The 13,755-nt window shown below is 68.3% G+C and carries 13 protein-coding genes; 2 read left to right on the top strand and 11 right to left on the bottom strand.

All coding sequences use genetic code 11. From position 1 onward, the window contains the following. Nucleotides 1–14 precede the first annotated feature (14 nt). From OG905_RS32690 to OG905_RS32670, 5 genes are all read right to left on the bottom strand, one after another. The gene (locus OG905_RS32690) at nt 15–971 is read right to left on the bottom strand and encodes a helix-turn-helix transcriptional regulator (RefSeq protein ID WP_328679845.1); all 957 of its coding nucleotides are present in this window, start codon (nt 969–971) and stop codon (nt 15–17) included. Nucleotides 972–1,083: 112 nt separating this feature from the next. After that, nucleotides 1,084–1,458: an FKBP-type peptidyl-prolyl cis-trans isomerase gene (locus OG905_RS32685; protein WP_266478309.1), complete on the bottom strand. Its 375-nt coding sequence runs from the start codon at nt 1,456–1,458 to the stop codon at nt 1,084–1,086. Nucleotides 1,459–1,515: 57 nt separating this feature from the next. Further along, a complete protein-coding gene (locus OG905_RS32680; protein WP_328679843.1) occupies nt 1,516–2,454 on the bottom strand; it encodes an FKBP-type peptidyl-prolyl cis-trans isomerase in 939 nt (312 codons plus the stop codon). 109 nt (nt 2,455–2,563) lie between these two features. Continuing rightward, entirely contained in the window at nt 2,564–3,925 is a 1,362-nt protein-coding gene (gene pafA, locus OG905_RS32675; protein WP_328679841.1) for a Pup--protein ligase, read from the bottom strand. Between the two features lie 9 nt (nt 3,926–3,934). Beyond that, a complete protein-coding gene (locus OG905_RS32670; protein ID WP_328679840.1) occupies nt 3,935–5,215 on the bottom strand; it encodes an MFS transporter in 1,281 nt (426 codons plus the stop codon). A 140-nt stretch (nt 5,216–5,355) separates the two neighbouring features. On the opposite strand from OG905_RS32670, the gene OG905_RS32665 reads away from it, so the two are divergent. Both OG905_RS32665 and OG905_RS32660 read left to right on the top strand, forming a co-directional pair. Next, nucleotides 5,356–6,387, top strand: a complete 1,032-nt coding sequence (locus OG905_RS32665) for a LacI family DNA-binding transcriptional regulator (RefSeq protein ID WP_328679839.1) — start codon at nt 5,356–5,358, stop codon at nt 6,385–6,387. A gap of 91 nt (nt 6,388–6,478) precedes the next feature. Next, nucleotides 6,479–7,534, top strand: a complete 1,056-nt coding sequence (locus OG905_RS32660; protein ID WP_328679838.1) for a hypothetical protein — start codon at nt 6,479–6,481, stop codon at nt 7,532–7,534. An 88-nt stretch (nt 7,535–7,622) separates the two neighbouring features. On the opposite strand, the gene prcA is transcribed toward OG905_RS32660, so the two are convergent. From prcA to arc, 6 genes are all read right to left on the bottom strand, one after another. After that, nucleotides 7,623–8,396, bottom strand: coding sequence for a proteasome subunit alpha (gene prcA / locus OG905_RS32655; RefSeq protein WP_328679836.1), 774 nt, complete (start codon nt 8,394–8,396; stop codon nt 7,623–7,625). Nucleotides 8,397–8,446: 50 nt separating this feature from the next. Beyond that, the gene (gene prcB, locus OG905_RS32650) at nt 8,447–9,292 is read right to left on the bottom strand and encodes a proteasome subunit beta (RefSeq protein ID WP_328679834.1); all 846 of its coding nucleotides are present in this window, start codon (nt 9,290–9,292) and stop codon (nt 8,447–8,449) included. After that, nucleotides 9,244–9,840 carry an endonuclease VII domain-containing protein gene (locus OG905_RS32645; protein ID WP_328679832.1) on the bottom strand — a complete coding sequence of 199 codons (597 nt, stop codon included), beginning with the start codon at nt 9,838–9,840 and terminating at the stop codon, nt 9,244–9,246. The genes prcB and OG905_RS32645 overlap by 49 nt, the downstream gene beginning before the upstream one ends. Before the next feature lie 8 nt (nt 9,841–9,848). Next, entirely contained in the window at nt 9,849–10,067 is a 219-nt protein-coding gene (locus OG905_RS32640) for a ubiquitin-like protein Pup (protein ID WP_016325855.1), read from the bottom strand. Between the two features lie 137 nt (nt 10,068–10,204). Further along, nucleotides 10,205–11,716 carry a depupylase/deamidase Dop gene (gene dop, locus OG905_RS32635; RefSeq protein WP_328679807.1) on the bottom strand — a complete coding sequence of 504 codons (1,512 nt, stop codon included), beginning with the start codon at nt 11,714–11,716 and terminating at the stop codon, nt 10,205–10,207. Nucleotides 11,717–11,952: 236 nt separating this feature from the next. Next, on the bottom strand, nt 11,953–13,719 hold the full coding sequence (gene arc / locus OG905_RS32630; protein ID WP_328679805.1) for a proteasome ATPase: 1,767 nt from the start codon (nt 13,717–13,719) through the stop codon (nt 11,953–11,955). Nucleotides 13,720–13,755: the final 36 nt, after the last annotated feature.

The raw sequence follows: 13,755 nt of genomic DNA, 5'->3' as shown, positions 1-13,755 counted from the left end.
TGTCCGAGTCCCCCTCAGCCCTTGGCCACGGCGCGCAGCCGCTCGACCACATCGGCCCGCAGATCCGCGGGCTCCAGTACGACGACGTCCGGGCCGAACTCCACGAGCCAGGCGTCGAGCCCGTGTCCGTACGGAATCTCCAACTCGTCCCAGCCCTCCCCCAGTTCCCGTATGGACTGGGCCCTGGAGCGCAGCGGGTAGCCGCAGTCGGTGCGCAGCCGGATCCGCGCGGAGCGGGTGGCGGTCTCCCCGGCCCAGGTCTCGACGGTCTCCCGGACGGTGACGACATCGGGCACGGGCGCGGTGAACGAGCCGGCGCGCGAGCGGACCCGGCCGGTGATGCGCGAAAGCCGGAAGACCCGTTCGGCGTCGCGGTCGCGGTCCCAGCCCGCCAGATACCAGTGCCCGCGCCAGCATTCGAGGGTCCATGGTTCGACATGGCGCTGCCCGGGGCGCGCGGCGTTGGCCTTGCGGTAGTCGAAGACGACGGGGCGGCGGTCGCGGCAGGCGAGCATCAGCGGCTCAAAGGCCGCCTCGTGGACGGGAATTCGGGGTTCGAGGGCACTGTAGTGCGCCTCGTAGGAGTCCTCTGCCTCGGGCATGCCGGCCGCGCGCAGCTTCTGCAGGGCGCCACTTGCGGCTCCGGCGAGGCGCGCCTGCTGCCAGACCTTGGCCGCGAGGCCGAGTGCGGCCGCCTCCTCGGCGTCGAGTGTGATGGCGGGCAGCCGGTTGGAGTCGCGCCGTGCGAGATAGCCGGTCTCACCGTCGAGGTTCTCCACCGTCGCGATGACCAGGCCGAGTTCGCGCAAGTCGTCCTTGTCACGCTCGAACATCCGGTTGAAGGAGTCGTCGGAACCGGCCTCCAGGTAGGCCTCGATGGACCCGCGCAGTTCGCGCTTGCTGAGCGGGCGGCGGGTGCCCAGCAGACACAGCGCCAGATTCATCAGCCGCTCGGCCTTGGCAATGGCCATCGACGCCCTTCCTCACAGTGCTTCTGATCGTCGACCGTACCGCCCCGGGGTGTCGCGGCAAAGCCGAGGGCCCATGCCGACCGGCATGGGCCCTCTTACTGTCCGTACGTGATCAGACGGCGACCAGATCGCAGACGAAGATCAGCGTCTCGCCGGGGGCGATGGCGCCGCCACCGGCGCCGCGGTCGCCGTACGCGAGGTGCGCGGGGATGATCAGCTGGCGGCGGCCGCCGACCTTCATGCCCTGCACGCCCTGGTCCCAGCCGGAGATGACCTGGCCGACACCGAGCTGGAACTGCAGCGGGGTGCCGCGGTTCCAGGAAGCGTCGAACTCCTCGCCGGTGGAGAAGGCCACGCCCACGTAGTGGACGGAGACGGTGTCGCCCGCCTTGGCCACCGGGCCGTCGCCCTCCCAGATGTCCTTGATCTCCAGGTCGGCCGGCGGCTCGCCACCCGGGAAGTCGATCTCGGGCTTCTCGATGCTCACTGAACTGCTCCTCTTAATGATGAACGGGGCAACCAGGACAGTCTTACATCTTTGCCCTTACGGCTTCGTCAGAAGGTCCATGGCGAAGACAAGCGTCGAGTTCTTCGGGATGCCCTGCTGCTCCTTGGCACCGAAGGCCTGGTCCGGCGGGATGACCAGCAGCACACGGCTGCCGACCTTCTTGCCGATGATGCCGTCCTTGAGGCCCTTGAGCGTGACCTGCGCCAGCGGGAAGGTCTGGGTCTTGCCTGCGGCGTAGGTGCTGTCGAACTTCTTGCCGCCGGCCCAGAGGAAGGCCTCGTACTTCACGACGATGGTGTCCTTCGCCGTGAGCACCGGGCCCGTGCCCTCGATCACGTAATTCGAGACGAGCTTCTTCGGCGGGTCGGCCTTCTTGGGGAAGGTCACCGAGGGGGCCTTGCCGTCGGTGTTGGTGCCCACCTTCGGCAGATCGATGTTGTCCTGCGCGACGTCGGTGCCCTTGGCGGAGAGGGGAATGACGGTGGCCTTGACGATGTCCATGACGAACACCAGCGTGGCGTTGGGCTTGATCTCGCCCTGACCCTGCTTGCCGTAGCCGAGCGCCGGCGGGATCGACACCTCGAGACGGCTGCCGACCTTCTGGCCGTCGAGGGCCTTCTGCCAGCCCTCGATGACACCGCCGCCGCCGATCGTCACGTCGAAGGGCTGGCCCCGGTCGAAGCTGTTGTCGAAGGGCTTGTCGGAGTCCCACATCTGGCCGAGGTAGTTGACCTGGGCCTGGTCGCCCTTCTTCAGCTTCGCGCCCTTGCCCTCGCTGATCACGACGACCTTGAGGTCCTTGGGTGGATCACCCTCACCCTTGGCCAGGGTCGGCTTCTCGCCGAACTTGGCGCCCGCGGTGATGGCGGGCAGCCCGCCGGACGAGGTGGAGTCGGAGTCCTTGTCGTCGCTGCCGCACGCCACTGCCGACAGCAGCAGCAAGGGGACGACGAGAAGGCCGGCAAGTCGGCGCACGTGTTCCTCAGATCTCAGACGGCACAGTAGGTCCCGGACACTCTAGGGCGTGGAACGGGCCCCGTACGAGAACGTACGGGGCCCGAGTGGCGTTCCACTCAACGTGTCGTTACATCCCTGCGATCAGTTTCTCCACCCGGTCGTCGACCGACCGGAACGGGTCCTTGCACAACACGGTGCGCTGCGCCTGGTCGTTGAGCTTGAGGTGCACCCAGTCGACGGTGAAGTCCCGCCGCTGCTCCTGCGCCCGGCGGATGAAGTCGCCGCGCAGCCGAGCCCTGGTGGTCTGCGGGGGCACCGACTTGCCCTCGAAGATCTTCAGGTCGTTGCAGATGCGAGCGGCCTGGCCCTTGCGTTCCAGCAGGTAGTAGAGCCCTCGGCGGCGGTGGATGTCGTGGTAGGCGAGGTCTATCTGGGCGACTCGCGGATGCGACATGGTCATGTTGTGCTTGGCGCGGTACCGCTCGATGAGCTTGTACTTCATGACCCAGTCGATCTCGGTGCCGATCCGGTCGAGGTCCTCGGCCTCGATCGCGTCCAGCGTGCGGCCCCAGAGCTCCAGGACCTGCTCGACGACGCCGGTGCGGATCCCTCGGCGCTCGACGAAGTCCACGGCCTTCTCGAAGTACTCCCGCTGGACCTCCAGGGCGGAGGCCTCACGGCCGCTGGCCAGGCGCACCTTGCGCTGGCCAGTGATGTCGTGGCTGACCTCGCGGATCGCCCGGATCGGGTTCTCCAGGGTCAGGTCGCGCATCACGGTGCCCGCCTCGATCATGCGCAGAACGAGATCGGTCGCTCCGACCTTCAGCAGCATGGTCGTCTCGGACATGTTCGAGTCGCCGACGATGACATGCAGGCGGCGGTAGCGCTCGGCGTCGGCGTGCGGCTCGTCGCGGGTGTTGATGATCGGGCGCGAGCGGGTGGTGGCGGAGCTGACGCCCTCCCAGATGTGCTCGGCGCGCTGGCTGACGCAGTAGACCGCGCCGCGCGGGGTCTGCAGCACCTTGCCCGCGCCACACAGCAGCTGACGGGTCACCAGGAACGGGATGAGGATGTCCGCGAGCCGGGAGAACTCTCCGTGGCGGGCGACGAGATAGTTCTCGTGGCAGCCGTAGGAGTTTCCCGCCGAGTCGGTGTTGTTCTTGAAGAGATAGACGTCGCCCGCGATTCCCTCCTCGTGCAGGCGGCGTTCGGCGTCGACGAGCAGGCCTTCGAGAATGCGCTCGCCGGCCTTGTCGTGGGTGACCAGCTCGGTCACGTTGTCGCATTCGGGAGTTGCATATTCCGGATGCGAACCCACGTCGAGGTAGAGGCGGGCGCCGTTCCGCAGGAAGACATTGCTGCTGCGGCCCCATGAGACAACACGGCGGAAGAGGTAGCGCGCCACTTCGTCAGGTGACAGTCGGCGCTGTCCCCTGAACGTGCACGTGACGCCGTACTCGTTCTCCAGCCCGAAAATGCGGCGGTCCATGTCTGAACATTACGCCTCACGGCCTGAGCTGAAACCGGGTTCGGCAGCACCGTTTCGATCATTTTCCGATGAGCCCGGGATTGCGACCGCGATGCCCTTGCTGCGGGCGGGAACTGCCAGGACCCGCTGAGTGGTCATCAGAACCAGGAGTGCGGCAATGCCTCCGGCTCCCGCGACGGCAAAACTCCAAGAGGTTCCGCCGAGCTCGACGGCCGGGCCCGCGACGGCCGTTCCGACCGCCGCGCCGACGCCGAAGGTGGTGACGAGCCAGGAGAAGGACTCGGTGACCGTGCCGCTGGGGGCGTGCCGGTCGACGACGATGAAGGCGCAGGCGATCGCGGGTGCGAGGAAGACACCGGAGACCGCGGCAAGCACCGTCATGGCGACGACACCGGGCGTGAGCGCGAGCGGCAGATAGCCGAGGGCGAGCAGGGCGACGATGGCACGCAGCCGGCGCTCGGGGACTCCGGCCCACTGCCGCGCGCCGTACACCGTGCCGCCGATGAGGGCGCCGAGGCCCAGTGCCGCCATCAGCCAGCCGTACACCGACTCCTGACCTTGGTCGTCCGCGTACGCGATTGCGGCCACGGTGATCGAGCCGAGCGCGAGGCCGACGAAGAAGAGGGCCCCGAGGAGCGCGAGCAGCCCGGGCGAGCGCAGGGCGCCCAGCCAGTGGGCCTCGCGGGGTGCGGAGCGCCAGCCTCGGGAGGGCTCCGAGAGGACGACGGAGAGCGCGCCGAGGACGCCGATGACGTTGATGACGAGGAGGGCGGCTCCCGCCGACCAGAGCGAGACGAGCAGCGTCACCAGCAGGGGGCCGACGGTGAACATCACTTCCTGGGCGACGGCGTCCATGGCGTAGGCCCGGTGCACCCGGTCCTCGCGGCCGAGGACGCTGGGCCACAGGGCCCGCAGGCCGCCTTCGAGCGGTGGTGTGAACACGCCCGCGACCGCGACGGCCGCGTACGCGAGCGGCAGCGCGCCGATCCCGACGGCGGCCAGCAGCGCCATGCCGATGGCCGAGACGACGGCGGCGGGGAACTGGACGCGGGGCTGCCCGTGCAGGTCGACCGCCCGACCGAGGAGGGGCTGGCCTATCGCGGTGGCTATGCCGTACACGGCGGCGAGCCCGCCGGCGAGGCTGTAGCTGCCGCCCTCGGCGCGGGTGAACAGGACGATCGCCACGGGCGCGGTGGCGTTGGGCAGCCGCCCGATGAGCGTGCCGGTGAGCAGCCGCGCGGCGTGCGGCGCCTTGAGGATGTCCCGGTAGCCGGCGGTTCCCTCGGCCATGCTCTGCTCCTCTTCCCCCGGCTTTCCACGGGTCCGACCCGAGGTTTTACGTATAACGTGTTCCGTCATACGTACCATGTCGGCAGTCCGCGGGTCCACCGCGGACGCACGGCGAGCGGCAAGGGCTGAGGACGGCATCGATGGCACACGGGTTCACCCAGCCCGGCGGCGTGCGCCCCACCAGTCGGGATGTCGCCAGGGTTGCCGGGGTTTCGCAGGCCACGGTTTCCCTCGTCCTCGGTGAGAAGTGGCGCGGGCGCGTCTCCGAGCGGACCGCCGGGATGGTGCGGGACGCCGCCCGCGAGCTCGGCTACCGGCCCAATCTCGCCGCGCGGAATCTGCGGCTCGGGCGGACCAGGACCGCGCTGCTCGTGGTGCCCGCGCTCACCAATGAGTTCTTCGCCCGCGTCTACTCCGGCGCTGCGACCGTCGCCGCCGAGCACGGCTTCGGCGTGGTGCTCTACCCGTCCCCCGAGGGCGTCGGACCCGCCAAGGACCCCTTCGCCTCGGCGCGGGCCGCGCTCGACGGCGTGATCGCCTCCTCGATGGCCGCCGAGGCGCTGACCGCCATCCGCGGCACGGATCTCCCGCTCGTGATGCTCGACAGCGACCCGGCGGATCCCGGCGCGGCCGCTCACGTCAACCTCGACATCGCCGACGGCATGCGGCAGATGACGGACCATCTGCTGTCCCTCGGCCATCGCCGCTTTGTCCATCTCGCGTCGGCCATCAGCTCCTGGACCTTCGATGTACGGGCCCGGGCACTGCACGAGGCACTGCGCACCGTTCCCGGCGCGGTGGTGCGGACCGTCTCCGCGCCCCTGGAAGTCAACGGCGCGCGCGAGGCCGCCGAGCGGGCGCTGGCCGCCCCCGGACCCCGGCCCACCGCGATCATCTGCGACGACGACATCATGGGCGCCGGAGCCTGCAAGGCCGTACGCCGGGTGGGCCTGCGGGTGCCCGAGGACGTGTCCGTCACCGGCTTCGACGACCTCGCACTCGCCACCGCCGTGGAGCCCGAGCTCACCACACTCAGCCTGCCCGCGGAACGCGTGGGCGAGCGGGGCATGGCGGCCCTGCTCGCCGTTCTCGAGGGCCGCCGCCCCGAGGAGGGCGATCTCCCGGTCCGCCTGGTCGTACGCGGCTCCTCGGCCCCCGCCCGGATCGTGTGAACCCGAACGTCCGGGGTCGTGAGAACCCGTACGTATGGTCCTGACCCAGCGGCCTTGAGACCGCGCCGTCCGCCGTGGAACGATCACGATCATGATGAGTACGGCGGAGAGCCCGATCGACGCGACGCTGATCGGGACGGCCCCCGCGGCGGGCTCCGTGACACCGCTCCTGGACGGGCGGCTTTCCGTCAGGACGGACGAAGGGCTGGAGATACACGACGCGGACACCTTCCTCTCCGGCACCCTCGCACCCACCCGGAGCCTGCGCCTGCCGCCGTACTGCGCGGCGGCCCCGCTGCCCGGCGGCAGCGCGGTCGTCGCCGAGGGCAGCAGGATCCGCGCACTCGGTCCCGACGGAGCCACCCGCTGGGAGCTGTCGCACGCCCGCTGGCACGGCGCACACCGCGACCCCCGCCCGCCCGGCAGGCCCGCCGTGAGCCCGGACGGGGCCCTCGTCAGCGTCCTCGTGCCCACGCCGACCATGAACGAGCGCGCCGCGATACTGATCTGCGACAACCCGCCACGGCGCCGTTATGGCCGGGACACGCTGCTCCTGCTCGACGCGGCAACCGGCGACATCCGGGCCCGGCGCCCCATCGGAGCGGTCTCCTCGGACGTGACACAGCGGTGGCATCCGGACGGCTCACTGCTCGCCCTCTCCTGCTGGACGGCCTGGTACAGCTGGTCGACGTGGTGGATCGAGCCCCGCCACGACGGGCTGCACATCCGCGGCGGCACCACGATGCGCGAGGTGATCGACTTCCTGCCGGACCAGGGCCGGGTCCTCACCCTGCGACGCGCCGAGGGCATCGCGCACAACGACGACCGCGACGAGCTCGCCTCGCACGATGTGGCCGCCGACGACCCGGCCGGTCTTTTCGACCTCGGGGAGCTGGCGACCGACCGCGACAACGACGAGGTCGCCGGCGCGTTCCTGATCGACGCGGATCATGTCCTGGTCACCGGCCGGATCTATCTGCCCGGGCGGCCGGTCTCGATCCGTCACTGGCTGTGCGATACAGCGACGCTCCGCCCCCTGGGACGGCTGCGGTACCCGGTGGCGGTCGGGGGCGATGTGACCCCGCTCGGCGACGGAAGCTGGCTCACCCGGGACCGCGAACGCCTCCACCACTGGGCGCTCCCCTGAGCACAGAGGAACCGGACAGACGGCTGCGCCCCGGCCCGCACGGGCGGTCTGGGGCGCAGTCGCGCGTGTGGCGGAAACTCCGGCGGGGCTACTCCCCGCCCTCTTCAGTCTCCTCGGTCTCCTCCGTGTCCGACGGCGCGTCCGTCGGGGTCGACGCGGCACCGTCCGCCTCCAGCAGCCGGGCCAGCTGCCTGCCGACGATGCGCTTGAACTTCCGCTGCTGCGGTCGCGTCCGGTCCAGGACCGCGACTTCCAGGCGATCCGCGGGGATCTCCCGCTCGCTGCCGTTGGACTGGTTGGACAGGGCCTGTACCGCCAGTTTCAGCGCCTCCGCCAGCGACATCCCTTCGCGGTGACGCTGATCGAGATAGGTGCTGATCTGTTCGGCATTGCCGCCGACCGCGACCGAGCCGTGCTCGTCCACGATCGATCCGTCGTGCGGCAGGCGGTAGATCTGGTCGCCCTCGGGAGTCGCACCGACCTCGGCGACGACCAGCTCCACCTCGTACGGCTTCTCGGCCGCACTGGAGAAGATGGTGCCCAGCGTCTGGGCATAGACATTGGCGAGCCCACGGGCCGTCACATCGTCACGGTCGTAGGTGTATCCACGCAGATCGGCATAGCGCACGCCACCGATCCGCAGGTTCTCGTACTCGTTGTACTTACCGGCCGCGGCGAAGCCGATCCGGTCGTAGATCTCACTGAATTTGTGCAGCGCACGGGACGGGTTCTCGCCGACGAACACGATGCCGTCGGTGTACTGCAGCACAACGAGGCTGCGACCACGGGCGATGCCCTTGCGGGCGTATTCCGCCCGGTCGGCCATGGCCTGCTGGGGTGAGACGTAGAACGGCGTCGACACCGGTTATCCGTCCCTTTCTGTCAGTGGCATGTGTTCCGAAGAGGGGGTCATCAGAGCAGCGCGGCGCGGGGGCCGTCGGGCTGTTCGAGGCGGCGCTCCAGGATCGAGCGGGCGATCTCGGAGGACTCGGCCTCGGTGAGCTTGCGGAAGCCCTCGTCGGTGATGACCGTAACGATCGGATAGATCCGCCGGGCCACATCGGGTCCGCCGGTCGCCGAGTCGTCGTCGGCCGCGTCGTACAGCGCCTGGATGACCAGGGTGGTGGCCTGCTGCTCCGTCAGGTCCTCGCGGTAGAGCTTCTTCATGGCCCCGCGGGCGAAGATCGAGCCGGAGCCGGTGGCGGCGAATCCGTGCTCCTCGGAGCGGCCGCCCGTGACGTCGTACGAGAAGATGCGGCCCTTCTCGCGGTCGACGTCGTAGCCGGCGAAGAGAGGCACCACGGCCAGGCCCTGCATGGCCATGCCGAGGTTGCTGCGGATCATGGTGGAGAGCCGGTTCGCCTTGCCCTCCAGGGAGAGTTGGGCGCCTTCCACCTTCTCGAAGTGCTCCAGCTCCAGTTGGAACAGCTTGACCATCTCCACCGCGAGGCCGGCGGTGCCGGCGATGCCCACGGCCGAGTACTCGTCTGCCGGGAAGACCTTCTCGATGTCGCGCTGGGCGATCATGTTGCCCATGGTCGCCCGCCGGTCACCGGCCAGCACCACACCGCCGGGGAACGTCGTCGCGACGATGGTCGTGCCGTGCGGTGCCTCGATGGCACCCTGCACGGGCGGCAGGACCCGCCTTCCGGGCAGCATCTCCGGGGAGTGCTGACCAAGGAAGTCCATGAACGAAGAGGAGCCCGGTGTCAGGAAGGCAGCTGGTAGACGCCCGGTGCTACGAGTGTTGGCTTCCACGCGTTTCCTTCCACATATGCGGCTGCACGCCTTATGGCATCCGGCCGATCCTTGAACTGCCCCAGTGCGGCATTGCAGCTGAAGCACAGTACGCCTCGGACCCTACCCGTCTCGTGGTCGTGATCCACATGCTCGGCCGGAGCAGCAAGGCAGATCACGCAGACACCGCCTTGCTCGTCGATGAGTTGAGTCAACTCAGCCTCAGTAATGCCGTACTTGCGCTTCAGGTGACCCGCCCGCCCCTCGACGGCCTTGCACGCTTTGCAGCGTGTCGACAGGCCATCGGAGGCGGTCGCGTTGCGATGCCAATCGCTGTGAGGCTTCACCTCGCCACACCCGTGGCAGCGCTTGAACCCGGAGGGCACGGCAGGGTTCTTGAGCTCACGGCGCTCTTGCCGCTTCCGCTGATCCCACTGCTTCGCGTACTCACGAGCGCACGACCGGCAGGAGTCCTGCAAGCCGTCACGTCGTCCCCGGTGCCGCCCGAAGGCGTCGCGCGCCAGGAACTTCTCGCAGCGAGAGCACCACTTCAGATCCTCGCGGTCCATAGCGAGACCTACTGTCCACCCTTCTGAACGAAAGACCTCACGAAATCCTCGGCATTCTCTTCGAGGACGTCGTCAATCTCGTCCAGTACGGAGTCGACGTCGTCCGACAGCTTCTCCTGGCGCTCCTTGAGGTCCTCGGAGGCCTGCGCGTCCTGCGCCTGCTCCTCGACCTCCTCAGTGGAACGCGTCGCCTTCTGCTGTCCGCCGCCGGTGTCCTTGGTCGCCATATCCCTCACCCCGCTCGGTTTGCCCTGACGTGAGTTCGTTCGGTCAAGATCAGACCCTACAAGCAGGGTCCGACATCGGCCCCGCACTTTCCTCAACGTCCGGGGACCACCTCGATGATTCCCGGACCTGAGCCATTTCAGCCGCCGGACAGCACCCGGACCAGGTCTTCCGCGGTCCGGCACCGGTCAAGGAGCTCCTTGACGTGATTACGCGTTCCGCGTAGCGGTTCGAGGGTTGGCACCCGCTGCAGCGAGTCACGGCCGGGCAGATCGAAGATCACCGAGTCCCACGAGGCCGCGGCGACGTCGTCCGCGTACTGCTCCAGACAGCGACCGCGGAAGTACGCCCTGGTGTCCTCGGGGGGCTTTGTCCCGGCCCGTACGACGTCCGGCTCGTCCAGGAGCCGCTTCATCTTTCCGCGGGCGGCCAGCCGGTTGTACAGGCCCTTCTCGGGGCGTACGTCGGCGTACTGGAGGTCCACCAGGTGCAGCCGCGCCGCGTCCCACTCCAGGCCGTCGCGCCTGCGGTAGCCCTCCATGAGCTCCTTCTTGGCGATCCAGTCCAGTTCCCCGGCGAGGCTCATCGGGTCGTTCTCGAGCCGGTTGAGGGTGTCCTCCCAGCGGATCAGGACGTCCTTGGTCTGCTCGTCGGCGTCCGCGCCGAAGCGCTCCTCGACGTACTTGCGGGCCAGCTCGAAGTACTCCATCTGAAGCTGCACTGCGGTGAGTGTCCGGCCGCTGCGCAGCGTGACCAGCCGCTTGAGGGTCGGATCGTGCGAGACCTGGTGCAGGGTGCGCACCGGCTGCTCGACCGCCAGGTCCACCGCGATGAAGCCGTCCTCGATCATCGAAAGCACCAGGGCCGTGGTGCCCAGCTTCAGGTACGTGGAGATCTCCGACAGGTTCGCGTCGCCGATGATCACATGGAGCCTGCGATACTTCTCGGCGTCGGAGTGGGGCTCGTCCCGAGTGTTGATGATGGGCCGCTTCAGCGTGGTCTCGAGCCCGACCTCGACCTCGAAATAGTCGGCGCGCTGGCTGATCTGGAAGCCGTGTTCATGGCCGTCCTGGCCGATTCCGACCCGTCCGGCGCCGGTGACGACCTGGCGGGAGACGAAGAACGGCGTCAGGTGGCGCACGATGTCCGAGAAGGCGGTCTCCCGCTTCATCAGGTAGTTCTCGTGCGTGCCGTAGGACGCGCCCTTGTTGTCGGTGTTGTTCTTGTACAGGTGGATCGGCTGGGCGCCGGGGAGCTGGGCCGCGCGCTCGGCGGCCTCCGCCATGATCCGCTCGCCGGCCTTGTCCCACAGCACGGCGTCGCGCGGGTTGGTGACCTCGGGCGAGCTGTACTCCGGGTGCGCATGGTCGACGTACAGCCGGGCACCGTTGGTGAGGATCACATTGGCCAGGCCGATGTCCTCGTCGGTGAGCTGACTGGAGTCGGCGGCCTCGCGGGCGAGGTCGAAGCCGCGGGCGTCCCGCAGCGGATTCTCCTCCTCGAAGTCCCAGCGGGCGCGCCGCGCCCTGTGCATCGCCGCCGCGTAGGCGTTGACGATCTGGGACGAGGTGAGCATGGCATTGGCGTTCGGGTGGCCCGGGACGGAGATGCCGTACTCCGTCTCGATGCCCATTACTCGCCGTACGGTCATGCGGCCCTCCTTGCCCGGCGGCGCTCCCCTCCGGGAACGGCGCTCAAGTACCGCTGTAGCTCCGGTGCGTGTGCGGTGCCCGTCCCCGCACTGCGCGACTCGGCGGTACCGACGAGCCTAGAACGCCTCTGCGCTGGTGGGGAGATCAATTTCGTCATTGCTCCGGTATGGCTGGACCTGTCGGAAAAGCATTCGGCTGCGGATGCCCGGCCGGGCATCCGCAGCCGGTCTGCGTTCTACAGGTACTGACCGGTGTTCGCCACCGTGTCGATGGAACGTCCGGTGTCCGCGCCCTGTTTTCCGGTGACAAGGGTGCGGATGAAGACGATCCGCTCGCCCTTCTTTCCGGAGATCCGGGCCCAGTCGTCCGGGTTGGTGGTGTTCGGCAGGTCCTCGTTCTCCTTGAACTCGTCCACGCATGCCTGGAGGAGATGGGAGACCCGAAGGCCCTTCTGGTTGTGGTCGAGGAAGGCCTTGATGGCCATTTTCTTGGCCCGGTCGACGATGTTCTGAATCATCGCGCCGGAGTTGAAGTCCTTGAAGTACAGGACTTCCTTGTCGCCATTGGCGTACGTGACCTCGAGGAAGCGGTTTTCCTCGGACTCGGCGTACATCTGCTCGACGACGGACTGGATCATCGCGTGAGCGGCGGCGTCCTTGGAGCCGCTGTGCTCGGCGAGGTCGTCGGCGTGCAGCGGCAGCGAGGACGTCAGGTACTTGGCGAAGATGTCCTTCGCGGCCTCCGCGTCCGGACGCTCGATCTTGATCTTCACATCGAGTCGGCCGGGGCGCAGGATCGCGGGGTCGATCATGTCCTCGCGGTTGGAGGCGCCGATGACGATGACGTTCTCCAGGCCCTCCACGCCGTCGATCTCGGCGAGCAGCTGCGGGACGATGGTGTTCTCCACGTCCGAGCTGACGCCGGAACCACGGGTGCGGAAGAGGGATTCCATCTCGTCGAAGAAGACGATGACGGGGGTGCCCTCGCTCGCCTTCTCCCGGGCACGCTGGAAGACGAGGCGGATGTGCCGCTCGGTCTCACCGACGTACTTGTTGAGGAGCTCGGGGCCCTTGATGTTGAGGAAGTAGCTCTTCCCCGCGGGCTGGCCGGTCACCTCGGCGACCTTCTTGGCAAGGGAGTTGGCGACGGCCTTGGCGATCAGCGTCTTGCCGCATCCGGGCGGGCCGTAGAGCAGGATGCCCTTCGGCGGCCGCAGTTCGTGCTCCTTGAAGAGGTCCGGGTAGAGGTACGGAAGCTCGACCGCGTCACGGATCATCTCGATCTGGCTGCCCAGACCGCCGATCTTGGTGTAGTCGACGTCCGGGACCTCTTCGAGGACGAGCTCTTCGACCTCGCTCTTGGGGATCACTTCGTAGACGTAGCCGGAGCGGGACTCGAGCAGCAGGGCGTCGCCGGGGCGGATGGTGGTGTCCAGCAGCGTGTCCGCGAGCCTCACCACCCTTTCCTCGTCGGTGTGCCCGATCACCAGGGCGCGCTCGCCGTCCTCGAGGATCTCCTTGAGGGTGACGATGTCCCCGGCGCGCTCGAACTCCATGGCCTCGACCACGTTGAGCGCCTCGTTGAGCATGACTTCCTGGCCGCGCCGGAGCTCTTCGAGCTCGACGCTGGGACTGACGTTCACCCGGAGCTTGCGGCCCCCGGTGAAGATGTCGCACGTGCCGTCCTCGTTCGCCTGCAGGAAGACACCGAAGCCGGCCGGCGGCTGTGCGAGCCGGTCGACCTCCTCCTTGAGGGCCACGATCTGGTCGCGGGCCTCACGGAGCGTGTTGGCGAGCCGCTCATTCTGTGCGGAGACGCCGGCCAGGTTTGTCTGGAGCTCGACGATCCGCTCTTCGAGAATCCTCGTATGACGCGGAGAGTCGGCGAGCTTGCGGCGCAGGACGGCGATTTCCTGCTCGAGATAGGCAACCTGACCGGCGGGGTCTTCAGACCCCCGCCCCGGCCGGATGCCGCGGTTGATGTCGTCGTCGTGGGCTGCCACGGTCCTCACCTCCTCCAAGGGGAGCTGGACGCTTCC

This window comes from Streptomyces sp. NBC_00322, from assembly GCF_036147535.1.
Lineage (GTDB): Bacteria > Actinomycetota > Actinomycetes > Streptomycetales > Streptomycetaceae > Streptomyces.
The sequence above is the reverse complement of the archived record's forward strand: the minus strand, read 5'-3'. Positions and strand labels throughout refer to the sequence as shown.